Source organism: Marinobacterium iners (assembly GCF_017310015.1).
Lineage (GTDB): Bacteria > Pseudomonadota > Gammaproteobacteria > Pseudomonadales > Balneatricaceae > Marinobacterium > Marinobacterium iners.
Window position 1 is genome coordinate 174456 of record NZ_CP022297.1, and the last position, 24102, is coordinate 198557.

The 24102-nt window shown below is 57.9% G+C and carries 22 protein-coding genes; 8 read left to right on the forward strand and 14 right to left on the reverse strand.

Annotated elements, in window-relative coordinates:
• Positions 1 to 16 precede the first annotated feature (16 nt).
• The gene (gene pyk / locus CFI10_RS00815) at positions 17 to 1453 is read right to left on the reverse strand and encodes a pyruvate kinase (RefSeq protein WP_091826271.1); all 1437 of its coding nucleotides are present in this window, start codon (positions 1451 to 1453) and stop codon (positions 17 to 19) included.
• 134 nt (positions 1454 to 1587) lie between these two features.
• On the opposite strand from pyk, the gene CFI10_RS00820 reads away from it, so the two are divergent.
• Both CFI10_RS00820 and CFI10_RS00825 read left to right on the forward strand, forming a co-directional pair.
• Entirely contained in the window at positions 1588 to 3462 is a 1875-nt protein-coding gene (locus tag CFI10_RS00820) for a sensor histidine kinase (protein WP_242530071.1), read from the forward strand.
• Positions 3459 to 4826, forward strand: a complete 1368-nt coding sequence (locus CFI10_RS00825; RefSeq protein WP_206838065.1) for a sigma-54-dependent transcriptional regulator — start codon at positions 3459 to 3461, stop codon at positions 4824 to 4826. Before CFI10_RS00820 ends, CFI10_RS00825 begins: the two co-directional genes overlap by 4 nt.
• Before the next feature lie 63 nt (positions 4827 to 4889).
• On the opposite strand, the gene CFI10_RS00830 is transcribed toward CFI10_RS00825, so the two are convergent.
• From CFI10_RS00830 to CFI10_RS00845, 4 genes are all read right to left on the reverse strand, one after another.
• Entirely contained in the window at positions 4890 to 6497 is a 1608-nt protein-coding gene (locus tag CFI10_RS00830) for a methyl-accepting chemotaxis protein (RefSeq protein WP_206838070.1), read from the reverse strand.
• 221 nt (positions 6498 to 6718) lie between these two features.
• Positions 6719 to 8884: a TRAP transporter fused permease subunit gene (locus CFI10_RS00835; RefSeq protein ID WP_091826277.1), complete on the reverse strand. Its 2166-nt coding sequence runs from the start codon at positions 8882 to 8884 to the stop codon at positions 6719 to 6721.
• 82 nt (positions 8885 to 8966) lie between these two features.
• The gene (locus tag CFI10_RS00840; RefSeq protein ID WP_206838072.1) at positions 8967 to 9950 is read right to left on the reverse strand and encodes a TAXI family TRAP transporter solute-binding subunit; all 984 of its coding nucleotides are present in this window, start codon (positions 9948 to 9950) and stop codon (positions 8967 to 8969) included.
• A 64-nt stretch (positions 9951 to 10014) separates the two neighbouring features.
• On the reverse strand, positions 10015 to 10467 hold the full coding sequence (locus tag CFI10_RS00845; RefSeq protein ID WP_091826281.1) for a universal stress protein: 453 nt from the start codon (positions 10465 to 10467) through the stop codon (positions 10015 to 10017).
• 276 nt (positions 10468 to 10743) lie between these two features.
• On the opposite strand from CFI10_RS00845, the gene CFI10_RS00850 reads away from it, so the two are divergent.
• Positions 10744 to 11295 carry a hypothetical protein gene (locus tag CFI10_RS00850; protein ID WP_091826282.1) on the forward strand — a complete coding sequence of 184 codons (552 nt, stop codon included), beginning with the start codon at positions 10744 to 10746 and terminating at the stop codon, positions 11293 to 11295.
• Here the strand turns inward: CFI10_RS00850 and ilvA are convergent.
• Positions 11281 to 12798 (reverse strand): threonine ammonia-lyase, biosynthetic, encoded by a 1518-nt coding sequence (gene ilvA, locus CFI10_RS00855; protein ID WP_206838074.1) that lies wholly within the window; start codon positions 12796 to 12798, stop codon positions 11281 to 11283. The two genes, CFI10_RS00850 and ilvA, sit on opposite strands and share 15 nt — an antisense overlap.
• Before the next feature lie 143 nt (positions 12799 to 12941).
• On the opposite strand from ilvA, the gene rpiA reads away from it, so the two are divergent.
• The gene (rpiA, locus tag CFI10_RS00860; RefSeq protein WP_091826512.1) at positions 12942 to 13613 is read left to right on the forward strand and encodes a ribose-5-phosphate isomerase RpiA; all 672 of its coding nucleotides are present in this window, start codon (positions 12942 to 12944) and stop codon (positions 13611 to 13613) included.
• A gap of 2 nt (positions 13614 to 13615) precedes the next feature.
• Here rpiA and CFI10_RS00865 read toward each other — a convergent pair whose 3' ends face one another.
• The 4 genes from CFI10_RS00865 to CFI10_RS00875 form a co-directional block, all read right to left on the reverse strand.
• A complete protein-coding gene (locus CFI10_RS00865) occupies positions 13616 to 14065 on the reverse strand; it encodes a heavy metal-responsive transcriptional regulator (protein WP_091826286.1) in 450 nt (149 codons plus the stop codon).
• Positions 14066 to 14081: 16 nt separating this feature from the next.
• Positions 14082 to 14207 (reverse strand): hypothetical protein, encoded by a 126-nt coding sequence (locus tag CFI10_RS19310; protein WP_277987737.1) that lies wholly within the window; start codon positions 14205 to 14207, stop codon positions 14082 to 14084.
• Positions 14208 to 14337: 130 nt separating this feature from the next.
• Positions 14338 to 16806, reverse strand: coding sequence for an ABC transporter permease (locus CFI10_RS00870; protein ID WP_206838075.1), 2469 nt, complete (start codon positions 16804 to 16806; stop codon positions 14338 to 14340).
• Positions 16803 to 17498 carry an ABC transporter ATP-binding protein gene (locus CFI10_RS00875; protein ID WP_206838086.1) on the reverse strand — a complete coding sequence of 232 codons (696 nt, stop codon included), beginning with the start codon at positions 17496 to 17498 and terminating at the stop codon, positions 16803 to 16805. Before CFI10_RS00875 ends, CFI10_RS00870 begins: the two co-directional genes overlap by 4 nt.
• Here CFI10_RS00875 and CFI10_RS00880 point away from each other — a divergent pair.
• Entirely contained in the window at positions 17497 to 18114 is a 618-nt protein-coding gene (locus CFI10_RS00880; RefSeq protein WP_091826292.1) for an arylesterase, read from the forward strand. The two genes, CFI10_RS00875 and CFI10_RS00880, sit on opposite strands and share 2 nt — an antisense overlap.
• On the opposite strand, the gene CFI10_RS00885 is transcribed toward CFI10_RS00880, so the two are convergent.
• The 3 genes from CFI10_RS00885 to nudE form a co-directional block, all read right to left on the reverse strand.
• Positions 18053 to 19768 (reverse strand): sensor histidine kinase, encoded by a 1716-nt coding sequence (locus tag CFI10_RS00885; protein ID WP_206838101.1) that lies wholly within the window; start codon positions 19766 to 19768, stop codon positions 18053 to 18055. The two genes, CFI10_RS00880 and CFI10_RS00885, sit on opposite strands and share 62 nt — an antisense overlap.
• 88 nt (positions 19769 to 19856) lie before the next feature.
• Positions 19857 to 20441 (reverse strand): Fe-Mn family superoxide dismutase, encoded by a 585-nt coding sequence (locus tag CFI10_RS00890; RefSeq protein ID WP_091826295.1) that lies wholly within the window; start codon positions 20439 to 20441, stop codon positions 19857 to 19859.
• A 216-nt stretch (positions 20442 to 20657) separates the two neighbouring features.
• Positions 20658 to 21206, reverse strand: coding sequence for an ADP compounds hydrolase NudE (nudE, locus tag CFI10_RS00895; RefSeq protein WP_091826297.1), 549 nt, complete (start codon positions 21204 to 21206; stop codon positions 20658 to 20660).
• A 46-nt stretch (positions 21207 to 21252) separates the two neighbouring features.
• Here nudE and yrfG point away from each other — a divergent pair, with 46 nt between their 5' ends.
• Positions 21253 to 21909, forward strand: coding sequence for a GMP/IMP nucleotidase (gene yrfG, locus CFI10_RS00900; RefSeq protein WP_091826513.1), 657 nt, complete (start codon positions 21253 to 21255; stop codon positions 21907 to 21909).
• Positions 21906 to 22331, forward strand: coding sequence for a ribosome-associated heat shock protein Hsp15 (gene hslR / locus CFI10_RS00905; RefSeq protein ID WP_206838104.1), 426 nt, complete (start codon positions 21906 to 21908; stop codon positions 22329 to 22331). The genes yrfG and hslR overlap by 4 nt, the downstream gene beginning before the upstream one ends.
• On the opposite strand, the gene CFI10_RS00910 is transcribed toward hslR, so the two are convergent.
• Entirely contained in the window at positions 22332 to 23126 is a 795-nt protein-coding gene (locus CFI10_RS00910) for a phosphatase PAP2 family protein (protein WP_206838121.1), read from the reverse strand.
• Between the two features lie 95 nt (positions 23127 to 23221).
• Between CFI10_RS00910 and hslO the strand changes: the two genes are divergently transcribed.
• Positions 23222 to 24097, forward strand: coding sequence for an Hsp33 family molecular chaperone HslO (hslO, locus tag CFI10_RS00915; protein WP_206838124.1), 876 nt, complete (start codon positions 23222 to 23224; stop codon positions 24095 to 24097).
• The last annotated feature ends 5 nt before the right edge of the window (positions 24098 to 24102 follow it).

The window sequence follows — 24102 nt, forward strand, 5'->3', positions numbered from 1 at the left end:
GCGCTCGTGTTCAGACTCAGGGGAGCTGCAGAATCTGCAGCGAGTTGGTGCCGCCATGCTCGCCGAGACGGGCGCCGCGGGTCAAGATGATGCGGTCGCCGCTGCCGAGCAGTTCTCGAGCCTGAAGGCCGGCCAGAATTTCGTCATTCAGGCGCTCTTCACTGACGGCGGTGGCATCGAAAAACATCGGCATTACGCCACGGTAAAGTGCCATGCGACGCAGGGTACGGTCATTGCGGGTGAGGGCAAAAATTGGGATGCCGGAGCGAATGCGCGACATCCACAATGGGGTCGAACCGGATTCGGTCAGACAGATGATTGCCTTGATGTTCTCCACGCCGTTGGCGGTGTACATGGCAGCACGGGCAATCGCCTCGTCGGTGCGGGTACACAGGTGATCAGGTGCTACAGGGGCCGGACGCGACAGCTGATGCTTTTCGGCACCCTGGCAGATACGGGTCATCGCCTGCACCACTTCTACCGGGTAGTTGCCGGCGGCGGTTTCCGCCGAGAGCATCACCGCATCGGTACCGTCGAGAATGGCGTTGGCCACATCGAACACCTCGGCACGGGTCGGCATCGGGTTGAGAATCATGGTCTCCATCATCTGGGTGGCGGTGATCACCACGCGGTTGAGCTGGCGTGCACGCTTGATGATATGTTTCTGCACACCGATCAGTTCTGCATCACCGATCTCTACACCCAGATCGCCCCGCGCCACCATGACACCGTCGCAGGCGTTGATGATCTCATCCAGCGCTTCGGGTGTGGCTACGGTTTCGGCGCGCTCCACCTTGGCGATAATTTCGGCGCGGCTGCCGGCGGCTTCCAGCAGTTCACGCGCGACGTTAAGATCCTCGGCGGTACGCGGGAAGGAAACGGCGACATAATCCATTTCCAGCTCGGCGGCCACCTTGATGTCGTGCCGGTCCTTGTCGGTCAGTGCAGCGGCACTCAGGCCGCCGCCCTGACGGTTGATCCCCTTGTTGTTGGACAGAGGGCCGCCGACCGTTACTTCGGTTTCAATGCGACTGCCATTGATCTCCAATACCTTTAACTGTACGCGACCATCGTCCAGCAACAGAATGTCACCTGCGCTGCAATCCTGCGGCAGTGCCTTGTAGTCCACGCTGACAGCGTTTTGGTCGCCAGCGGTTTCATCCATGGCGGCATCCAGTGTAAAGCGATCACCGATCGCCAGCTGGATAGGCCCTTCCTTGAAGCGGGAAATGCGAATCTTTGGGCCCTGCAGGTCACCCAGCAGGGCCACGGACTCACCGGTGCGGCGGCTGGCCGCACGCACGGCATCCACCCGGCGGCGGTGATCGGCTGCGCTGCCGTGTGAGAAGTTAAGACGTACCGTGTTTACGCCGGCACGGATCAAGTCATCAATTACGCCGGCTTTGTCAGTAGCAGGGCCCAGAGTGGCAACAATTTTGGTACGCTTAAGCATCTGTTTGGGTCTCATGGTCGAGGATGGGACGGGAGCTGCGACTAAAGTATGATTCTGCATCTGTTTTTTCAAGCGCTGGCGGGTAATCAACCGGTGGCTGACTACCCTTCTAGGGGCGGCAGGTGAATTCCGCCGTGCGCAGCAGCCACCGGCCCCTGTCGTTGTTGCTGGGGTTATTGGTGCTGGTACTGGTGTTGCTGCAAACGGCCCAGCTGAGTCAGCGACAAGCACTGGAAGCACTGCAAAGTCGGGCCGAATCGGATCTGAACCGCTATGCCCTGAGTGTGCAGCAGAAGCTGGATCGGTACAAGGATCTGCCACGGCTGCTGGCAACCCACTCCAATTTCATGGAAGCACTAGCCCAACCGGAAAATCCCGATGTTATTCAGCATACGAACCTCTATCTGGAACAGGTAACGCGTATCCTGGGGGCATCAGACAGCTACCTGATGGATGCGCAGGGCGTCACCCAGGCCGCGAGCAACTGGAACCGGGAGAACAGCTTTGTCGGGCTGAATTTCGGCTTCCGGCCCTATTTTCGTGATGCCATGGCAGGCAAGGCCGGACACTATTTCGCGCTGGGAACGACCTCTCGCCAGCGTGGCTATTATTTTTCCTGGCCGGTCAGGATCGGTGAGCGGATTGCGGGTGCGATCGTGGTCAAGATCGACCTGAATGAGGTTGAACAGGACTGGAGCGATCCGATCATCGATATTGCCGTGACCGATGAAGATGGCGTTATTGTCATCACGACTCGGCCGGAGTGGAAGTTCCATGCACTGGGCGGTTTGTCTTCACAGGATCTGCAGCGCATTCAACAGAGCCAGCGTTATCTGGGACAGCCACTGGAGCCGCTGGAGCTGGTTCGCCACCAGACGCTGGAGGGAGGGCGGGCTGAACGGGTGACCCTGCGAAGGACAGGTGATCAGGCATCCCATCCGGTTGCCCAGCGCAGTGAGGATTTCCTGCTGCTGACCAAGCCGGTGCCTGATACTGGCCTGAACGTGGCGGTCTTTGCGCGCACCACTCCCGTGGATCGGGCCGTGCTGCAGGCCGTTGTGTTGGCGGGTTTTGTCTGTATAGCGTTGTTATTGCTGGTGCTGTTTATTCAGGCTCGCTGGCGTATTGTGCGGCAGCGACGTGAATTTGAAGTTCGTGAACTGCAGGCCCTGCAGGCGGCACGGGATGTACTGGAAACTCGTGTTGAAGAGCGAACGGCCGATTTGACACGGACCAACGCCCGCTTGCTGGAAGAGATGGAACAGCACCAGAGTACCCAGAACGAACTGGTACAGACCGCCAAGCTGGCAGTGTTGGGCCAACTGGCGGCCGGGATTAATCATGAGCTGAACCAGCCACTGACGGCGATCCGCAATTATGCCGATAATGCTCAGGCCTTCCTGCGCCTGGAACGGTTTGATCGGGTTGGGGATAACCTGAAAGAGATAGCCGGGCTGACCGACCGAATGGCGAGGATCATCCACCCGTTGAAAGAGTTCGCTCGCAAAAGCAGTGGCCGTCCGATGCCGGTGTCATTGCAGGCCGTTAAGGATGGAGCCATGTCGATCATGTATGGGCGCCTGGGCCAGCAGGGTGTTGAAATCGTTTGGCCGGCAGGGCTGTCTCGGATCCATGTGCTGGGCGATACGCTCAGACTGGAGCAGGTGCTGGTTAACCTGTTGGCCAACGCCATGCAGGCAATGGAGTCGTGTGTGCACAAACGAATCGAGGTTGGTCTGGAACAGCAGGGTGAGCGGATAAGGCTTTCGCTGCACGATACCGGTCCTGGCATTGAGGCGGAAGATCCACAGCAGGTATTTGAGCCTTTCTACACCACCAAACAAAGTGGTCAGGGCCTGGGTCTGGGGCTATCGATCTCCCACAGGATTATTGAAAACCTGGGTGGGCACCTGACTGCGGCCAATCATCCCGAAGGTGGTGCCATGTTCACCCTTGAACTGCTGCTGGCCCAGCCCGCCGAGGCTGGCATGGATGGAGATTCACAATGAACAAGCCTGATCTTCTGCCGGTTATTTTGATCGATGATGAACACCATATCCGTGTGGCGGCTGGACAGACGCTGGAGCTGGCCGGATATGAAGTGACGACGCTGGAACGCGCTGAGCCAGCACTCGAGCGCGTCAGCGAGGGCTGGCCAGGGGTGGTTATCACGGATATCAACCTGCCGGGAATCGATGGACTGGAGCTGATGCGCCGCATCCATCAGGTTGACGCAGACCTGCCGGTCATTTTGATTACAGGGCATGGTGATATCTCCATGGCCGTCAGCGCGATTCGCGAAGGGGCCTACGATTTTATTGAAAAACCCTTTGCAGCTGAGCTATTGCTGGATGTTGTGCGCCGTGCACTGGACAAGCGCAATCTGACACTGGAGATCCGCCAGTTGCGGGATGAACTTGAAGCGCAGAACGTGCCGGGCCCGCGTATCATTGGCAACACCCCCATCCTGCGCGCCTTGCGTCGTACCAGCCGCTCTGTTGCCGGGATGCCGGCAGACATCCTGATTCATGCCGAAACCGGTTGTGGCAAGGACCTGCTGGCGCGCTATCTGCATGAACACGGACCGCGGCGTGAGCACAATTTCGTTGCCATCAACTGTGGTGCCGTGCCGGAAAACCTGATTGAAAGTGAGTTGTTCGGCCACGAGGCAGGGGCGTTTACCGATGCCAAAACGCGTCGCATCGGCAAGTTTGAGCACGCCAGCGGCGGTACGCTGTTTCTGGATGAGATTGAAAGCATGCCGATGGCGCTGCAGATCAAGCTGCTGCGTGTACTGGAAGAGCGTGCCATCGAACGACTGGGTTCGAATACGCTGATTCCGCTGGACTTGCGTGTCATCGCTGCCACCAAGGTGGACCTCAGGCAGGAGGTGGCGGCAGGCCGCTTCCGTGAGGATCTGTACTACCGTCTTAACGTGGTCAAACTGGATATTCCGCCCTTGCGGGAGCGGCGAGAGGATATTCCGCTGCTGTTCCAGCACTTTGCTCTGGTGGCATCTTCCCAGTACGGGCGTGAAATGCCATCGTTGTCAGCCGAGCGCATGCATAGCCTGATGCTGCATGATTGGCCCGGTAACGTCAGGGAGTTGCGTAATCTGGCCGAACGCTATGTTCTGCTGGGAGAGGGCTGTACTTTCGATTTCGATAATCGTCCGATCAGCGACCCTGACTCGGTCGGGGAGATGAGCCTGCCGCAGCAGGTGGAGCGGTTTGAGAAAATGTTGATCCATACCGAACTTGGGCGACACGGAGGATCGATCAAGGACACCCAGGAAAGCCTGGGGCTGCCACGCAAGACACTGTACGACAAGATGAAAAAGTACGGCCTCGACAAGCGTGATTACAAGCAGTAATCGATCGACACCAGAGTCGGTTGCCAGCCAAACTTGATGGATTTGGCTGGCAACCAGCGGGGTTTAGAGCTTGAAGCGGCTGAGCATTTGCTCCAGCTCTTTTGACAGCTGTTCCAGCTCATCTGAAACACGGTTCAGATGTTCGGAACGCTCGGCGGTGTCTTCTGCACTGTTGCTGATCTCGCTGATGCTGCGTTCCACACTGCTGGCCATTTCACTCTGCTCGCGGACGGCACTGGCGACCTGATGGTTAAGGTCGTTGATCACGCGGACTTCTTCCGTGATATTGGTCAGCGCAGAGTTGGTCTTCTGTACCTGCTCGACTCCGTCGCCTGCCGCTGCCAGTGCCTGTTGCATCACGGTCACGGCCTCCTTGGCATCATTTTGCAGTTCGGCAATGATGTGATTGATCTCTTCGGTAGAGTTGTGAGTCCGGCTGGCCAGTGTCCGTACCTCGTCCGCGACCACGGCAAAGCCACGACCCTGTTCACCGGCTCGAGCCGCTTCGATCGCCGCATTCAGGGCCAGCAGGTTGGTTTGCTCGGCGATTTTCTGAATCACCTCCAACACCGTCCCCACATTCTGACTTTGACTGTCCAGTTTCTGGATCACTTGGGTTGCGCGGTCTATATCCTGCTGCAAACGAGTAATGGCGGTAATGGCCTGCTGAGTAACGCGCGCGCCGTCACTGCTTTCCTGCAGCGCCATATTGGATGCGGACACCGTGTTTTCAGCACTGGCCGCAACACTGCGCGTGGCGGCTTCCATCTGCTCCATGGCCGAAGCGACTGAGCTGGTTTGCATTTGCTGATGATGTACAGCCGAGGCCGATTCGGTAGCGACTTTGCTGATACGGCTGCCTGAGTCGGCCAGTTGTGCCACGGTTTGACGAACATGCTGCATGCTGTCGTGGATGTTTTCCAGCATCGAGTTGAAAGCAGCCGACATTTCGCCAATTTCGTCGCTGGAGCTGACCGGAGTGCGCTGGTTCAGGTCGTTGTCGCGCTCAATGGCATGAATGGTCTCGGCCAGGCGGTTCACCGGCGTGACCACGATACGACGCAGAAGCAGGCTGATCAGGATGATGCCGGCAACGAACAGTGCCAGCTCGATCAGGGCAACACTGATCAGATTGCTGTTGATCTGCTTGTCCAGCGCTTCATAGGAATAGGTCACACGAACGGCGCCGACCACTTCACCTTCTTCCACTTGATGGCACAGCAGGCAGTTGGTGCCCTTGTAATCAGACAGGGCACGCATTGGCGTGACGACGGTAAGGCGGTGCCCCTGCTCATCGTTAAGTTCTTCAATCACCTGCTCGCCGCGCATGGCTCGTTGATCATACTCATCAACCGGCATCGAATCTGGAGTACCGGGGCCGTACACGTCTGTGATCTGTTGACCACGAATAATGCGGGCTTCAGTGATGGCTGGGTTGGAAAGAATTTTTTGCTGTAGTGTGCCACGGTTGGCCATGGCGCCACTGAGCATCAGCATGTTGATGCTGTCGAAGTATGAATCGGCCGAGTCAAGAGTCGAACGGGTAACAACGTTGTCAACCAGTAAGGTTTCGCTGCGATATATGGTGGTCAAAGAGCTGATGAGAATAATCAGAAATACAGCAATCAGCGAGAGGTTAACCTTGTTTTGTATCGACAGACCTTTTTTCACTGTATCCCGTCCCGATCTTAGGTTGGAGGTTGTTATGTGACAGGGGGCAGACACTAATTGTGTATTCACATTACCAGATCCTAAGCGAAAAAACGCTGAACCGCTACAGACCCGGATCAACTTCAGGCCCGTTAACACAGCTACTTGTGAGCCCTGTGCCCTGAAATGAAAAAGGGCGCCCCGGCAGGGGGCGCCCTTGACTATTACCACGGATCCAGGGGCTAGCTGGCCAGAGCAGTGCGACGTGTTGCCAGCTGCCAGAACAGTACCAGTGCACTCAGGCCGATACCGATAGCATCGGTGAGCAGGCCACCGGCAATCATCGCCAGAGCGGCTACCAGCAGCATGCATCGCTGGACACGGTTGACACTGCCGTTCAGGAACCAACCCTGAATCGAGGCGGCCAGCAGATAGATGCCGGCCGAAGCGGTAATGAACACGCGCAGGACCTCACCCCAGCCGCCCTGCATCAGCAATGCGGGGCTGTAGAAGAACATGAATGGCACGATGAACGCAGCCAGACCGAACTTGAACGAGGTCACGGCAGTCTTCAGCGGGTCTGTTCCGGAAATCGCGGCAGCCGCGTATCCGGCCAGTGCAACAGGCGGTGTGATGGCTGACAGTACCGCGTAGTAGAACACGAAGAAGTGTGCAACCAGCGGCGGAATGCCGATCTGCTGCAGACCCGGAGCCACCACGGATGCCGCGACGGCGTAGGCGGCCGTGGTTGGCATGCCCATGCCCAGCAGGATACTGATGCACATGGCGAAGAATAGCGCCAGCATGTGGCTCGCATCCGCAATGCCCAAAAGCATGGAGGCGAAGCGAGCGCCCACTCCAGTCAGACTGATGACCCCGACAATGATGCCGGCACAGGCACAAACAGCGATCAGCGGAATCGCCATGCGCGCACCCAGCGACAGGGCTTCAAGCAGCGCGCGGATGCCCATGCGGTAGGGGGTCAGCCAGGAGACAACGGCGGCACTCACCATAGCCAGTGTACCGGCCCGAATAACCGAGTAGCCCATGAACAGCGTGGAGACCAGAATGATGATCGGCAGGAACAGGTAGACCTGCTTGATCATCTGGCTGAACACTGGCAGCTGGTCTTTCGACAGGCCTGACATCCCTTCGCGACGTGCTTCCAGGTCAACCATGAAATAGATCGACAGGAAATACAGTGCAGCCGGGATCAAAGCGGCAATGGCGATATCGGTGTAGGGAATGCCGGTCACTTCCGCCATGATAAAGGCGCCTGCTCCCATGATGGGGGGGACGATCTGGCCACCGGTGGAGGCGGCGGCTTCGATACCACCGGCACTGCGTGGGTGGTAACCGACCTTTTTCATCAGTGGGATGGTAAGACTGCCGGTGGCCACCACGTTGCCTGCCGAGGTACCGTTAATCATGCCCATCAAGCCGGATGCGAATACTGCCACCTTGGCCGGGCCGCCACGGGCGCGACCGGCCGCGGCAAAGGCAAAGTTGACGAAGTAATCACCTACACGCGATGCCTGCAAAAAGGCGGCGAAGGTGATGAACAGAATGATGTAGGTGGATGATACCGCGGTGGTTGGGCCGAGAATGCCGTTATCGGTGTAGATGTAGGTGAAGAAACGCTGCATGGAGTAGCCACGGTGCTCCAGAATACCCGGCAGCCAGGGGCCGGCAAAGGCGTACGCCAGAAATACCGCCGTGATGATAATCAGGGCCAGACCGGCGACACGTCGTGTCAGTTCCATGATCAGAACGACACCGGCCAGTGCTACCAGAAACTCGGTTTGGCCCGCCATCGGTGTGCCTGCAGCCATGCGCCAGCGACCCAGAACAAACAACAGGTAGGCTGCAACAACAATGGCCGACAGCATCAAAACCCGGTCAGCCCAGAAAATATGCCGGTTATGGCCGGTACGCCAGATCCAGCTGCTGATGACAGCGGCCCCGGTTCCGAGTGCCAGTGCCCAGGCAACCTGAGGCAACAGCCAGTTGGGCGGCAGTTCACCCAGCACCATACGACTGAACCACGCATAGGCGATGCCTGCGGCGGCCAAAACGATAGCCAGACTGGTTGGCACGCGGGCGGCCCACTGCAGTGGCGACAGCGGCGCTGGTTGTGTCTGTCGGTCGAGGGTAAAAGCTGCGATAAGTGCAAACCCCACCACCAGGCCGCCTGCGACATGGATGATGCGGAATGCCCAGGTTTCGATGGGGGATACGTTCAATGCGTAGAGGTGCAGCAGTGTGTAGCACACACAGGTGAAGAAAATGATCTTGCCAACTGCGCCACTCAGATCCCGCTCGTTATGACCAAGCGGAACATCGGCTACGCCTTCTGCGCCGATTTTGTCTGCTGCGGCATCGGCGGATGCCGGAGTTTTGTCTGTCATGTTATATGGACCTGCATTAAGCCATGTTGAGCGCTGCCGGCCAGTGGTCCGGCAGCGCGGGCAAACGTCCCTATTGAGCGAATCAATCCTTCATGTTTGCCGGGATTTCATAGCCGTTCTCTTCGAACCAGCGGACTGCACCGGCGTGCCAGGGCACGATGGTGTTGTACTTGTAGTTCTCCGGCAGGGTTTCCTTGGCCGCACCATGGATCTGCAGCATGCGGTCGTTGTTTTCCATCACGGTCTTGGTTACGCCGTATACCAGCGATTCCGGCATGTCCTTATGGGTGATGGCAAAGTTCCACAGTGACAGCGCAGATACATCTTCATCCAGTGAAGAGTAAACAGAAGCAGGGATGGTACCGGCACTCAGCTCAGGGTAATCAGCTGCGATCTTTTCGATGTTCTTCGGCGAGTAGGAGAAGATGTTCACATCAGCCTGGGCTTCCAGCTGGTTGAAGGCCGAGATCGGCACGCCGGCTGCAAAGGCAAAGGCGTCAATCAGGCCATCCTGCAGCTGACCGGCCTGATCGGCCGCACCACCATTACGGGTGCTGACGTTCAGCCCCAGTTTCTTGAACAGCTGCGGATGGTACATGTCAGCGGTACCGCCGGCAGGGCCAACACCCACGGTCTTGCCATCCAGGTCATCCACGGAGTCGATGCTTGAGCTCTTGAGGGCAATGATCTGCAGAGTGGTCTGATACATCGGGAATACAGCGCGGACATCTTCATGGGACATGCCCGGTGCCAGAGCGCTCTTGCCCTGCAGTGCTGCTACCAGCGGCCCGGTGGTGACCATGCCAAAGGCATGCTCGCCCATCTGTACCAGAGTGGCGTTCTGAACCGGACCACCGGTCACTTCTGCACCGGCCGAGATACCCAGGGCTTCACCGACCATATTGGCCCAGCCGGCGCCATAGATGTAGTAAGTGCCACCCTGGCTTGCGGTACCCACCGTAATGCTGCTGGGCCAATCGCTGCGATCTTCGGCTAATGCTGCGGTGGTCGCCATGACAGCGCCGATACAGCCGGCGACCAGTGATTTCTTGGACAGAATATTCATTATTGTATTTCTCCTGTTGTGTTGCTTGTTGTCTTGCGGTTGTGCTCCAGTGACCTGATAAGGCTCAGGACCTGACGGTCAAAACGGGAATGGGGGAGTGGCGTACCACACGCTCGGCTGTAGAGCCGACCAGTATTTTTTCGATACCGGTCTTGCCGTGGGTACCCAGAATGATCATGTCGGCACCCAGCTGTTTGGAGGCCTCGATGATGTCGGTGTAGCCACTGCCGAACATCACCTCATGGGTCAGCTGAATGCCCTGAGATTCGGCATCGGCAAAATGCCGCTGGCAGAAGGCTTCCATATCCGTGTTGGCCACCTCTGTGACCTCATGAATAAACGTATCGATCACGTCAGCGGGAATGCGCTTGCGGCGCTGGTCGGACAGCTCCGTGATCACATGCAGCAGATGGAGTCGTGCACCGGTCAGTGTGGCGAGGGTGCGGGCATGTTCTACGGCCTTTTCTGCGCCTTCCGAGAAGTCGGTCGCGAACAGCAATGTGTTGTAGGTCGCCATGGATGTACCTTTACTTGTTGTTGTATCCGGCAGTGGCTGATGCAAGCCCGGGCGCCGTGTAACAGCTGTAAAGCAGGCTCCGTGCCAATCTGTGGCAAACAGCCTTTTTCGGGGGGGTGGGAGATGAGCAGGCGATCTGGTAAACCGCAAGATGGGCGGAGAATCACCCGTAGTCATGGATGAAATGGGTGGAAAGCCGCCCGTTTGTTGCTGTTTTCTGCCACCGGGTGGTTCAGGCTATAATGCCCCTCCTTTTGAATCCGACAGAGAGACAAGATGCTCGGAGTAATCGCAGCATTCTGGGGCTTTACCGGCATCTGCCTGCTGCTGGGCAGCGCCGTCTGGCGCCTTGGCAGCATGGCGCTGGATATGCCGCTGGACAGTTTTGACTGGTATCACTGGGTGGCGCTGGTACTGTGCCTGGGCTTCATGGGATTTGCAGAGGGCTACCGTGGCTTTCAGCAGAACTTTTCACCCCGCACGGCTGCGCGAATCCGCTACCTGAAAGGCCATGTCACGCCGCTGCGACTGCTGTTGGCACCTTTGTTCTGCATGGGATTCTTTCATGCCCAGCGGCGTCGGCAGATCATCACCATCTGCCTCAGCAGCGGCATTGTGCTGTTGATACTGCTGGTGCGACTGCTGGAGCAGCCCTGGCGCGGAATTGTGGATGCGGGTGTGGTGCTGGGTCTGAGCTGGGGGCTGGCGTCGCTGGCGCTGTTCACCCTGCAGGCGCTGACACGTGATGTCTATGATGTCTCGCCGGAGACACCGGATCGGCCGGTGGGGCCGAGTCCGGTGGTGCGAGCGGGCTCAGCCCAGAAATAGCTGATAGGCAGGGTTGTCGGTCTCGTCGTACCAGGTGTAGCCGATCTCTTCGAGGAAACGGGTCACTTGGCTGCGCTCGGTCTGCGGGACCTGCATGCCAACCAGTACGCGTCCATAGGCGGCACCGTGGTTGCGATAATGGAACATGGATATGTTCCAGCGTCCGCCCAGCTTGCTTAGGAATTTCATCAAGGCGCCGGGGCGTTCCGGGAATTCGAAGCGGAACACCGCTTCATTGTCCACGCTTTGCGGGGCGTGACCGCCGACCATGTAACGTACATGCAGCTTGGCGGTCTCGTCGTCGGTGAGATCGACCACCTCATCCAGATGCTCGCGCAGTTCTGTCAGCAGCTCTTCACGCCCGTCATTGTTCGGCCGTACCTGAACACCGGCAAAGACGATCGCCTGATCATCATCGCTGTAGCGGTAGTTGAATTCAGTGATGTTACGCTTGCCCAGTACGGTGCAGAACTTCTTGAAGCTGCCGGGGCGTTCCGGGATTTTGGCGGCGATGATCACCTCACGCTTTTCGCCCAGCTCCGAGCGTTCGGCGATATGCCGCAGCCGGTCAAAGTTAACATTGGCACCTGAGTCGATGGCGATCAGTGTCTGGCCACTGACGCCTTCACGGGCAACGTACTTCTTCAACCCGGCCACGCCCAGAGCCCCGGCCGGCTCGCACACCGAACGGGTGTCATCGAAAATATCCTTGATGGCGGCACAGATCTCATCGATCGAGACGGTGATCACTTCGTCCACGTGGTCCTTACAGATTTCCCAGGTGTGCTCGCCTATCTGGGCAACGGCCACGCCATCGGCAAAAATGCCAACCTGGTCCAGAATTGCACGTTCGCCCTTCTCCTTTGCCAGTGCAAGGCAGGCGGATTCGACCGATTCAACGCCGATGACCCGAGTTTCCGGACGCAGATACTTGACGTAGGCGGCAACGCCGGCGATCAATCCACCACCACCTACCGGTACGAAGATCGCATCAATATGACCACTTTCCTGACGCAGGATTTCCATGGCAATGGTGCCCTGGCCCGCAATCACCTCAGGATCGTCATAGGGGTGGACATACACCAGCCCCTTTTCAGCCATCAGCTTTTCCGAGTGGCGGCGAGCATCGTCAAAGGCGTCCCCGATCAGTACCGCTTTGCCACCAAGGCGGCGCACGTTGTTCACCTTTACATCCGGTGTGGTGCGCGGCATCACGATGGTGGCCTTAACACCGAGCAGTCGGGCTGCCATGGCAACGCCTTGTGCATGGTTGCCGGCAGATGCGGTAATCACGCCGCGCGCCTTCTCATCGTCGGTGAGCTGCACCATCTTGTTATAGGCGCCGCGCAGTTTGAAGGAGTAGACTGGCTGTTCGTCTTCACGCTTGAGCAGCACTCGGTTGCCAAGGCGTTCAGACAGGCCGCGCGCTTCGTCCAGCGGTGTTTCGATGGCGGCATCATAGACACGCGCTTCGAGAATTTTCTTGATATATCGGTGTGGCATAGGGACAGGTATCAGCATCGGTTCAGGTGGCCCGAAAGGGCACAGGATCAGAGAATGGTATCGGCTTGACTGCCCAGCGTCTACAAGGGCAACCCAGGGTTGCTATAATCCGAACTCAGTTTGAATCAGCGACGGGCACAAAGATGACACAGGAAAAGATGAAACTGGCGGTAGCGCAGGCAGCCGTTGACTACATTAAACCCCGACTGCGTGATGACAGCATAGTTGGAGTCGGTACTGGTTCTACAGCCAACTGTTTCATCGACGCACTGGCGCAGGTGAAAGACCGCTTTGCGGCGGCTGTTGCCAGTTCTGAAGCTACAGCAGAGCGCCTACGCGGGCACGGTATTGACGTGCTGGATCTTAATTCAGTCAGCCAGATGGAGTTCTACATTGATGGGGCTGATGAGTTTGACCCCTACATGAACTTGATCAAGGGCGGTGGCGGTGCGCTGACGCGAGAAAAGATAGTTGCAGCCGTGGCAAAGGAGTTTGTTTGTATAGTGGACCAGTCCAAGCAGGTGGACTTGCTCGGAGCATTCCCGCTGCCGGTGGAAGTGATCCCCATGGCGCGCTCGTATGTGGGCCGTCAGTTGGCGGCGCTGGGTGGACAGCCCGTGTACCGCGAAGGCTGTGTGACTGACAACGGAAATGTGATTCTGGATCTGCACGATCTGGAAATTCTGGATCCAAAAGCGCTGGAGGTGCAGCTGAATAATATTGTTGGCGTGGTGACCAACGGTCTGTTTGCGCAACGTGGAGCGGATCTGATTCTGATGGGGACGCCCGAAGGGGTCCAAACCCTCAAGCGCTGATATCAGCGTCTGGTCTTGTCTGCATCATGCGGGCAAGGCCGGGGCGGGTCACTATCCTGCTCCAGAAAGGCCAGTATCGGACAGTCTGCCGCTGAGCCTTCACCGTCACACAGGGCGGACAGTCCTTCCAGCGCTGCCAGTATCTGCTGCAAGTCACGTACCTTGCTGCGAATATCAACAATGCGTTGTTCGACCCGCTGTTTGACGGCAGCCGATTCCAGTTCGGGGTGCTGTTGCAGTTGCAACAGGTCCAGCGTTTCTTCGAGTGTAAAGCCCAGCCCCTTGCAGCGGCGGATAAAGGCCAGCCGTTGCAGGATTGCAGGCGGGTAAACGCGATAGCCCGAAGGCAGGCGTTCAGGGGGCGGGATCAGGCCTCGGCGCTCGTAATACCTGAGGGTTTCGACGCTGAGGCCTGAACGGCGCGCCAGCTCACCAATCTTGAGTGAGCTCATGCGGCCAGTCCGGTGTTTACCACTGAACCACCTTGGTCAACACGATGCTCACCGGCATGGTTACCCAGGCCAGTGCGACCAGGTTGATCAGAATCCAGCCGTAGCCGGAGCTGTCACGAAAGTTTTCATCATGATGAGCCATGTTTCACCCTTATCCAATAGAACTGTTTAATTAATGATCAGCATAGGGCCGCCGATTATAGCTCAAGGGTTAGGGTTTTTATAGCCAAAGGTAATAAGCGCTCTTTTTGTAAGGTTATTGCTGCACCCGGCTAACCTGAGCGCAGCAATCGGTAGCATTGGTCCAGCCGCAGTGGTCGTCGAATCAACAGTCCAATCAGCACGAATAACAGGGCAGCGAATGGTGGCAAACTGAGCCAGAGCAGGGGGTGCAGGCGCGGGTCGATCTGCAGAAGATACAGGTGCAGGCTGGCCAGCACGGCTTCGGCACTGATACTGGCCAATACGCCACACACCAGTCCAATCAACAGAAACTCCAGCAGATCAAGGCGGCGTGCCTGCTCTGCGGTCACTCCCAGTGTCTGTAACAGGGCTGACTCAAACCGGCGTTGCTCCAGTGCTTGCAGCAGGGTAACGCCGAGCAGCATCAGGCCGCAGCCGAGGCTCAGCGCCAGTATGAGAGCCGAGCTGTCGGCCAGCCGCTTCAACCATTGCGATAGTTGAGACAGCAGCTGATCAATGTCGATCAGTGTCAGCGAGGGGAACTGCTGCAGCAACTGCCGCGACACCTGTTGTCGCTCTGGCGGCAGGTGGAAGCTGGTGATCCAGGTTGAGGGCGCTCCCTCAAGCGCACCCGGACTGAAAATGATGTAGAAGTTGGGGCGGAAGGAGGTCCAGACTACCTCGCGAATATTACTGATGCGCCCCTCAATCTGCACTCCGCCAACGTCGAAGCCGAGTCGGTCACCGATCTTGAGTCCCAGCTCCTGTGCCATCTCCCCTTCGATGGAGATCAACGGCTCGGTGCTGTCAGCCGACCACCACTCACCCGCTTGCAGCGGATTGTGTTCAGGGCGTTCAGTGCTCCAGCTCAGATTCAGCTCGCGACGCAGGGTGTTGTGTGATTGTTGCTTCTCGTTGAGCTGGGGTTGAACAGGTGCGCCGTTCAACTCAGTGAAGCGGCCGCGAATCATCGGGTAAAGCTCGGTTTCAAGCGACTGCTCATCCAGAAATTGGTCCAGCGCTTCCTTTTCCCAGGGCTGAATGTTGATCACAAAATAGTTGGGCGTGTCGCTGGGGAATTGCGCCTGCCACTGCTGCAGCAGGTCGGAGCGGCTGATCCAGATGACGCTGAGCAGAGTGAGCAACATAACGACCACGGCGGCCTGCAGCCGGTGCCACTGACGCTGCTGGCGCAGACGCATCAACAACAGACGTCCCAACAGCAGGCGTCGAGCGAGCGGTTTGGCGCTGGCGATCAGCGCCCATTGAGCCAGCCAGCCGAACAGTACACCGCCAATCATCAGAAACAGCAACAGGCTGATGGCCGCTGCCGGTGCCTGCAGGAATGCCAGCAGGGTGATGATCAGCAACAGGGCAGAACTCCCCTGCAGCAGCATGGCGATGCGATCCCGTGGAGGCGGATCGCCGCGCAAGAGGTGGGCGACCGGAATGCGAGCCAGTTGCAGAATGGGAGGCAGGCCGAGCAGTACCAGCAGTGCCAACCCCAACGCCGGGCCAGTCAGCCAGCGCAGCCAGCCGGCAGCGGGCAGCGATTGTGGCAGAAGGTCGGCCAGCCACTGATAGACAGCGGCCTGTAACAGGTAGCCGGTAATAAAGCCGAGAATGGAGGTTATGGCCCAGGCCATTAGCAGCTGGTAGAGGTAGAGTTGAACCAGCTGGCCCGGCTTGAGGCCCAAGTTCAGCAGCAGGGCGCTGCGGGTGTGCTGGCCGAGTGCGAACCGGCGCAGGGCCAGCACAATGGTCATGGCAGAGAGCAGCAGAGCGATCAGTGCCGTGAGCTTGAGGTAACGCAGTGCATTGCCCAGCGCGTTGCCGGTCATGGGCTGGTCAGCCTGCAGTGCATGCAGGCGTTCATGGTCGGCGAGGGTGGGCCGCAGCTTTTGATCAAGCTGACGTATCCGCTCGCTGCTGCCGGCGATCAGCAGGCGATAGTCGGCACGGCTGCCCTCGGCCAGTACGCCGCTGGCTTCAAGGTCGGCGTGATTGACCAGGATATGTGGACTGAAGCTGCGAAAGCCTGAGCCCCGATCCGGTGAGGCCAATAACCGGTGTGTGAGCGTCAGTTTTGCGTAGCCAAAATCCAGCTGGTCGCCGAGCTCAAGCCCCAGCTGAGTCATCACTCGGGGTTCGGCCCAGACCTCGCCGGGGCCGGGAATCTCGCCCTGTTGCACAGGTTCAGTGACCAGCTCACCCCGCAGGGGATAGGGTGACTTCAGTACACGTACTGAAACCAGCATCAGTTCGTCACCCTGTCCCACCATGCTGGGAAACTGGATAACCTGAGTGTGGCGTGCATCAGACAAGTCTATCTGATCCAGCCGCTTGAGCGTAATCGGACGGCTGCTGCTCAGCACCAGATCGGCCCCCAGCAGGCTGGCACTCTCACGCAGCAGGCCTCGTTCCAGTCGGTCGCCGAGGACCGCCAGCAGAGTCGTCAGAGCGATGGCAACCCAGGTTGCCAGCAACAAAGCACGCCATTCAGTGGTGCGCAGCTGGGTATGCAGCTGACGCCGGGCTAGTCGGGGCAACAGGCTCATTCTACCACCTCTTCCAGACGGCCGGCATGAAGGTGCAGGCGTCGACGGCAGCGCCGCGCCAGCTCCAGATCATGCGTGATCAGGATCAGCGTTGTACCTTGGCTGGCATTGAGACTGAATAGCTGTTCAATAATCTGGTGTCCGGTCTCGTCATCCAGGTTACCGGTTGGCTCATCCGCAAACAGTACACTGGGGCGGGTCGCAAATGCGCGAGCGATCGCCACGCGCTGTTGCTCGCCGCCTGACAGTTGCGAGGGGTAATGATCCATGCGGGCACCCAGTCCAACCTCCTGAAGCCAGTGGCGAGCCTGTAGTTCAGCATCTGCAGCACCCTGAATCTCCAACGGCAAGCGAACATTGTCGAGAGCGTCCAGCTCCGGCAGCAGATGAAAGGACTGAAAAATGAAACTCAAATGGCGCAGCCTGATATCGGCACGAGCCGGGTCGTCCAACTGGTCAAGCGGTTGACCGGCAAACATGACATGGCCTGAGGTCGGGGTATCGAGACCGGCCAACAGGCTGAGCAAAGTGGACTTGCCTGCTCCGGAACGGCCGATAATGGCCAGGCTTTCACCGGGGGCAACACTCAGACTGAGTCCGGTGAAAAGCTCTACCTTTCCCGCTTGTGTATTGAAACTTTTTGCGACATCGTGAGCCTCAATAATCGGTTTACCACTGTCGAGGTGCTGCATGCGTTATCTGGTCTCTTGTCTGCTGTTGCTGTTTGTTTGCGTCACTCCACTGCAGGCGAAAACCCTGCTGGTGGTCGGGGATAGCCTGTCGGCCGCCTATGGCATGCCTCAAAGCGATGGCTGGGTCAGCCTGCTGGAGCAGGAGCTGAAACAGCGTGATAGCCACCGGCGGGTGATCAATGCCAGTATAAGTGGAGAAACCAGCAGCGGCGGGCTGAGTCGACTGCCTCGGCTGCTGCAGGACTATCGCCCGGATCTGGTACTGCTGGAATTGGGCGCCAATGACGGCCTTCGCGGTACCCCCCTGAGCATACTGGAACAGAATCTGCGCCAGATGATCGAGCTAAGCCAAGCGGCGGATGCGCAGGTGCTGCTCATTGGCATACGCCTGCCCCCTAACTATGGACCTCAATATACAGAAAGGTTCTATCAAATCTATCCACAGCTGGCTGAAGAGTTTGGGCTGCCACTGGTACCCTTCCTGCTTGAAAGCGTGGCAACTGACCTGCGACTTATGCAGCGCGATGGCTTGCATCCCAATCGTGATGCTCAGCCTATCCTGCTGCAGACGGTGTGGAAGCAGCTCGGACCTCTGCTTGAGAAAGAGGGATTCTAAGTCGCAGCTGGGTGCCGTCACCCGGTTGACTGTTGATGGTCAGATCTCCTCCCAGAGCCTTGGCCCGAGCCTGCATGCCGAGCATACCGAAACGCCCCTTGCGGCTGATGATGGATGGGTCAAATCCGCAGCCGTTGTCACGGACTTCCAGCTCCAGTCGGTCGGACGGTTCGTCGGCATCGGAGCGTTGTAGCCGGATTTGGACTTCGGTACAGCTGGCATGCCGCTGGATGTTGGTCAGCGCCTCCTGAATCATGCGGTAGAGATTGATGTTGAGCCGTTCCTCCATATCGTTCAGGGCGCCCTTGAGGGTCAACTCCAGCTGAACCCCCTGTCGTTCAAGGTGCTGACTGCGAATTAACTCGCGTACTGCGTCCACCAGCCCCAGGTCATCCAGCAGGGTTGGGCGGAGTGCGCGCATCAGATCATAGGTGACATCATAAATATGTCGTGCGATAGCATCGATGCTTTCGGCATGATGGTTAACGCTGTCACCGCTGTCAGGATGATCCTGCAGCAGCATGCGTGCATCGGTACGTATAGCGGTAAGGCATTGGCCCAGCTCATCGTGCAGCTCTTGGGCAAGGTGGCGCCGCTCCCTTTCCTGAATATCCAGAATGCGATGGGTGAGCTGTTGGTTTTCTTGCAATTGCTGCTGCAGTTCTTCTGAATGGGTCTGAAGGTGTTGCTTGAGACGCTGGATCTCAAGTGTTTCAAGGTAACTGATGGTGGCAGCCTGCCGTTGACGCAACCAGGCGTAAAACAGCAGGCTGCCGCTGGTATTGAGGACGAGCGTGATCAGTACCAGCCCCCAGCTGAAGTCGGCCAGTCGTACCGGGTATTCCAGTAGCAGGCTTAGCTGCAGGTGTTTATTGCCTACAGTCTGCTGGCGCGGCAGATAAAACAGCACCGCTTCAGGCGTGGTACTTTGCCACAAAGTCTGGGGGCCGTTCTGTGGCAAGGTCAGGCTGACACGACTGCCCGGTGGCAGCATTTCTGTGTCGAGCAGGTCACGGCCGCGCAGGGCGACTGACAGCAGCAGGGTTGGATCCTGTGGTACAGCCAGAAAGGCAGCGATCAGTGGCTCTCCTCGCGCCTGGTTGAATACATCCGAATAGGCTATCAGTGACTGATTGCGAGCGGTGGCGATGGCGGTCTTGAGGGCGGGAATCAGGCTCAGGTCGGTGCCCAGCGGTGGCAGGTCGCCCTGCCCGGCCGGCAACGCAAGGATAACAGGCTGATAGATGACCGCTCCTGATGTTTCAGTGTTGGCGGGTGTAATGGCGCTGAGACCGTGCAGAAGAAAGTCGGGGTACTTCAGTCGCATTTGCCGCTCGAATGCGTAAATCTCGTCTTCCGTGACCAGCTGCTGCAGGTGGAGGCGGTGGATGACGGGTGAGAGCGGCAGAAGCTCTTCCAGCGTCTGCGACAGGCCGCTCAGGTCGTGACTGCTGCGAGCGGTCAGGATAGCCATGTGGTGCAACAGCTGCTCGGTTTTGTTCAGTCGCTGATTCAATCGCTGCTCAAGGTTGACAAGCAGTGCACTCTGGTGACGGCTCAGGCCGCTCAGATCAAGCTGAACCAGCAAGCCGAGCAACATCACTGTCAGCAGTATCCAGAGCAGCAGGGCCGTGAGCTTGTGAGATCCGAGCATCAGTCAGGTGTCCTTTCCCGAGCGAGAAACGCAGACAGTATAAACAGAAAAGGCGCCCGCAGGCGCCTTTTCAAAACGACAAGGTTGATCAGCCGTTGTAGTTTTCGTTAACGAAGTCCCAGTTAACCAGTGCCCAGAAGTTCTTGAGGTATTCAGGGCGCAGGTTGCGGTAATCGATGTAGTAGGCGTGCTCCCACAGGTCAACCGTCAGCAGAGCGGTCTGTCCATCGGTCATCGGTGTACCGGCGTTGCTGGTGTTAACGATATCCAGAGTGCCGTCTGCGTTCTTCACCAGCCAGGTCCAGCTGGAACCGAAGTTGTTCACAGCCTTGTCGTTGAACGCTTCCTGGAACTTCTCGAAAGTGCCCCATTTTACGGCGATGGCATCGGCGATATCACCGGTCGGTGCGCCGCCACCATTCGGAGACAGGCAGTGCCAGTAGAAGGTGTGGTTCCACACCTGAGCCGCGTTGTTGAAGATGCCGCCAGCCGGAGCAGTCTTGATGATCTCTTCCAGAGACTTGCCTTCAAACTCGGTTCCCGGTACCAGACCGTTCAGCTTCACAACGTAGGTGTTGTGGTGCTTGCCGTGGTGGTATTCCAGAGTCTCGGCAGAGATGTGCGGTTCCAGTGCATCTTTCGCATACGGCAGTGCAGGCAGTTCGAAGCTCATAGTAATCACCTTGTTTATTGAGACAGGTTCAGCATAAAACCGATTGTTGTTGGTGAGGTTGGACCAGACAGGGGCCAAACCTCTTGGGTGCCCTGATGATAGCACCGAAAAGGCGTCTTATCATGGCACAGTTTGTAGCAGTATTATGAAGTGCAGACGGGCTGTACCAATTGCACCTCAATGGGTATGTTGAGGCGCAGGGGAAAAAAACAAGGCCTATCCCGCGCGAGACAGGCGCTGCTGTACCAGGCAGAGGGCGGCGATCGCACGGCCTTCGGAAAACTCTGCCTGGTCGAACAGCTCCGGCAGCTGTGACATGGGCCAGGGCACCAGTTCCAGTGGCTCGGGCTCATCACCTTCCAGTTTGTTGGAGTACAGATCGCGTGCCAGAATCACCTCAAGCCGGTGCCCCATATAGTTGGGTGCCGCCGTGAGCTGGCGTATATGGCTCAGCTCGCGTGCGCCGAAGCCGGCTTCTTCCTGCAGCTCACGATTGGCGGCTGTCAGTGCATCCTCACCGGGGTCGATCAATCCCTTGGGTAGTGTCAGGACATACTCCTCCAACCCTGCGGCATATTCACGAATCAGCAGCACTTCGTCGCGTTCGTTGATGGCGACGATCATCACCGCCCCGTGACCACCGGTTCTGAGCCGCTCATAGTGCCTCTCAACACCGTTGCTGAAACGAAGCTGCATGCTTTCAATATGAAACAGCCGGCTGCTGGCCACTTTGGTTAACTTCAAAATCTCGGGCTTGGCGGTCATACTGATATCCGAAAACTGTTATTACCTGTCAGAGTGTTCCCTGATTATGCTTGATTGGCAAGCCATAGATACTGTGCTGTTGGATATGGACGGCACCCTGCTCGACCTGCACTTCGATTCCCACTTCTGGCTTGATCTGGTGCCTCAACGCTATGCGCAAAAGCGAGGACTGGAGCTTGAGAATGCCCGCCAGTGGCTGCACGAGCGGATTCGGCAGGAGCAGGGCTCACTCAGCTGGTACTGCCTGGACTACTGGACCGAGCAGCTTGATCTGCCGATTGCCCAGCTGAAACGGGAGATCATGGATCGAATCGGCTTCCGCCCCGGCGCCGAAGCCTTTCTGCAGGCGCTGCGCCGCAGTGGACGGCGTACCGTGATCGCTACCAATGCCCACCGGGACAGTCTGGCCCTCAAGATCGAAGTGACCGGTATCGATCAGCAGGTGGACCTGGTGATCTGCTCGCACGATTTCGGCTATCCCAAGGAAGAGCAGGCGTTCTGGCAGACACTGCAGGAGGTGGAGCCTTTCAACCCGGCGCGCACACTATTGGTCGATGACAGTCTGGCGGTGCTGGCATCTGCACGGCGGTACGGTATCGCTCACCTGCTGTCGATCACCCAACCGGACATGCAGCAGCCGGCGCGGCAAGTGACTGAATTCGATGCAACCAATGATTTCAGCGAGGTGATAGCAGCCCTATGAGTCATCACTATAAGGAAGAACTGGAGCGCGAAAAGTCTCAACAGGCGCACCAGGGCGTGCGGCTGGACAAGTGGCTTTGGGCCGCCCGCTTTTACAAGACTCGGGCCCTGGCCAAGGAGATGATCGAAGGTGGCAAGGTGCACTACGATGGCCAGCGCAGCAAGTGCAGCAAGCATGTGGAGATCGGTGCGCTGATCCGCCTGCGGCAGGGGAATGACGAAAAAACAGTCGAAGTACTGGAGCTGTCGGATCAGCGTCGCGGTGCCTCGGAAGCACAAAAGCTGTATCGAGAAACCGAAGACAGCATCCGCGCCCGCGAACAGCGGGCACTGGAACGCAAGACCCAGGGCAGTGCGCCGGAGCAGCGGCCGAACAAGAAAAGCCGGCGTGAACTGCTGCGGATCAAGGGCAATTGGGACTGATCAGCGGCCTGGGTTGAAAAACGGCAGCCTTCCCAGCAGCGGAATGCGGCCGGCCAGACGGTACAGGGGCGACAGCCCCATCAGCAGCCACCGGTTGAGCCAGCCGGCAACCGGTGTGGCCCAGGCCCATGCCAGGGTGGTCAGCGCCAGGCACATGCCACCAACGGCAGCATCGGTGAACCAGTGGGCTCCGCCAAACAATCGTGGCAACATCAGAAAAATACCTAGCCCTGCCGCGCAGAAAGTTGCCGGGCTCCGCCGAATGAACAGCAAAAAACCGACCCAGACCAGCAGCACACTGGCATGGTCACCGGGAAAACTGGTAGACGCACTGTCCTTGGCCGGGATCTCTGGCAGATGTTCACCGAACAGATAGGCTGGCTGTAACTGCAGGGACGGGCTTGGACCACTGAGGCCGGCGCTGTGTGCGTACTCAGATAACAACTCCCGCATCGGCAACATCAACAGCATCAACAGCAGAAAACCGGTAAATGCAGCCTGAAGCTGATGACGTCTGAGCCCCCCCAGTCCGGGGAAGATCAAAAACAGCAGCATCACAACCGCTGACAGGGCATCAACCTCGCGGGTGTTCATCCATGCCCAGAAGTGAGCCCAAGGCTCGTTGTGGAACAGTGAGCCGTTGAGTGTAAAGAATACCGATCGGTCGATGCTGCGCCATATTTCACGACCAGCATCGCTGGCAAAGCTGAGCAGCAGCAGAGCCGCCACCAGCTGAGTCGAAATGAATGCCAGCGGTCGCCAACGAGTGGAAAAGACAGGTTCCGGGGTGATCATCAGCGGTCCATTCAGCTAGAATTACGAAACCACTATTCTAGCAACACCGCTCGGCCGACTCACGCGGTACGAGCAGAAATCTCCGGGAATCCTGCATGAGCAACCCAGATCAGATCCAGCGCATTCTGTTCGAACAGATTGATGTCCGCGGCGTGGTCGTCGGACTTGAAACCAGTTACCAGGAAGTGCTGGCGCGGCACGACTATCCGCCGGTACTGCAGCGGGTACTGGGGGAAATGCTGGCGGCCGTCGGCATGCTCAGCGCGACACTGAAGTTTGAAGGCCGCCTGCTGTTGCAGGCTGAAGGGGAAGGGCAGGTTAAGATGCTGATGGCTGAGTGCAACCGGCATCAGGATCTGCGCGCCATCGCCCGCTATGATGGAGAACTGGGCGATGATCTGAGTTTTGATCAACTGCTGCAGAACGGTCGTATAGCCTTAACTATCGAACCGGAAAAGGGTCAGCGCTATCAAGGGGTTGTCCCGCTTGAAAATGAGACGTTGGCGCAGTGCCTGCAGGCATATTTCGAACAATCTGAGCAGCTGGGTACCTCAATTCAGTTGGCCGCTGATGGGCAGCGCGCCGCCGGCCTGATGCTGCAGGTTATGCCGGCCGAGGGGCGGGGAGATGAGGACTGGAATCGGGTCAGCATGCTGGCCTCTACGCTCAAGGATGAAGAACTGCTTCAGCTGGACAACGAAGCGCTGCTGTTCCGTCTGTTCCACGAAGAGGTGTGTCGGCTGTATGAGCCTCAGCCGCTTCGATTCCGCTGTGACTGCTCACGCGAGCGTAGCGCCGAGGCACTGAAATTTATGACCGAAGAGGAATTGCTGGAGATTCTCAAGGAGCAGAACGGCATCATTGATGTGGGCTGTCAGTTCTGCAATCAGACCTATAATTTCGATGAAACCGATATCCGTGCATTGTTCAGCGAACCGGGCTATCTCGACGAAGATGGTAGAATGCACTGAATAAT

Coding starts and splice junctions, on each gene's coding strand:
- CFI10_RS00880 (WP_091826292.1), top strand. CDS start 17,497: ATGCGTTATCTGGTCTCTTGTCTGCTGTTGCTGTTTGTTTGCGTCACT.
- pyk (WP_091826271.1), bottom strand. CDS start 1,453: ATGCTTAAGCGTACCAAAATTGTTGCCACTCTGGGCCCTGCTACTGAC.
- rpiA (WP_091826512.1), top strand. CDS start 12,942: ATGACACAGGAAAAGATGAAACTGGCGGTAGCGCAGGCAGCCGTTGAC.
- ilvA (WP_206838074.1), bottom strand. CDS start 12,798: ATGCCACACCGATATATCAAGAAAATTCTCGAAGCGCGTGTCTATGAT.
- CFI10_RS00850 (WP_091826282.1), top strand. CDS start 10,744: ATGCTCGGAGTAATCGCAGCATTCTGGGGCTTTACCGGCATCTGCCTG.
- CFI10_RS00910 (WP_206838121.1), bottom strand. CDS start 23,126: ATGATCACCCCGGAACCTGTCTTTTCCACTCGTTGGCGACCGCTGGCA.
- hslR (WP_206838104.1), top strand. CDS start 21,906: ATGAGTCATCACTATAAGGAAGAACTGGAGCGCGAAAAGTCTCAACAG.
- hslO (WP_206838124.1), top strand. CDS start 23,222: ATGAGCAACCCAGATCAGATCCAGCGCATTCTGTTCGAACAGATTGAT.
- CFI10_RS00845 (WP_091826281.1), bottom strand. CDS start 10,467: ATGGCGACCTACAACACATTGCTGTTCGCGACCGACTTCTCGGAAGGC.
- CFI10_RS00840 (WP_206838072.1), bottom strand. CDS start 9,950: ATGAATATTCTGTCCAAGAAATCACTGGTCGCCGGCTGTATCGGCGCT.
- CFI10_RS00890 (WP_091826295.1), bottom strand. CDS start 20,441: ATGAGCTTCGAACTGCCTGCACTGCCGTATGCGAAAGATGCACTGGAA.
- yrfG (WP_091826513.1), top strand. CDS start 21,253: ATGCTTGATTGGCAAGCCATAGATACTGTGCTGTTGGATATGGACGGC.
- CFI10_RS19310 (WP_277987737.1), bottom strand. CDS start 14,207: ATGGCTCATCATGATGAAAACTTTCGTGACAGCTCCGGCTACGGCTGG.
- CFI10_RS00835 (WP_091826277.1), bottom strand. CDS start 8,884: ATGACAGACAAAACTCCGGCATCCGCCGATGCCGCAGCAGACAAAATC.
- nudE (WP_091826297.1), bottom strand. CDS start 21,206: ATGACCGCCAAGCCCGAGATTTTGAAGTTAACCAAAGTGGCCAGCAGC.
- CFI10_RS00885 (WP_206838101.1), bottom strand. CDS start 19,768: ATGCTCGGATCTCACAAGCTCACGGCCCTGCTGCTCTGGATACTGCTG.
- CFI10_RS00865 (WP_091826286.1), bottom strand. CDS start 14,065: ATGAGCTCACTCAAGATTGGTGAGCTGGCGCGCCGTTCAGGCCTCAGC.
- CFI10_RS00825 (WP_206838065.1), top strand. CDS start 3,459: ATGAACAAGCCTGATCTTCTGCCGGTTATTTTGATCGATGATGAACAC.
- CFI10_RS00870 (WP_206838075.1), bottom strand. CDS start 16,806: ATGAGCCTGTTGCCCCGACTAGCCCGGCGTCAGCTGCATACCCAGCTG.
- CFI10_RS00875 (WP_206838086.1), bottom strand. CDS start 17,498: ATGCAGCACCTCGACAGTGGTAAACCGATTATTGAGGCTCACGATGTC.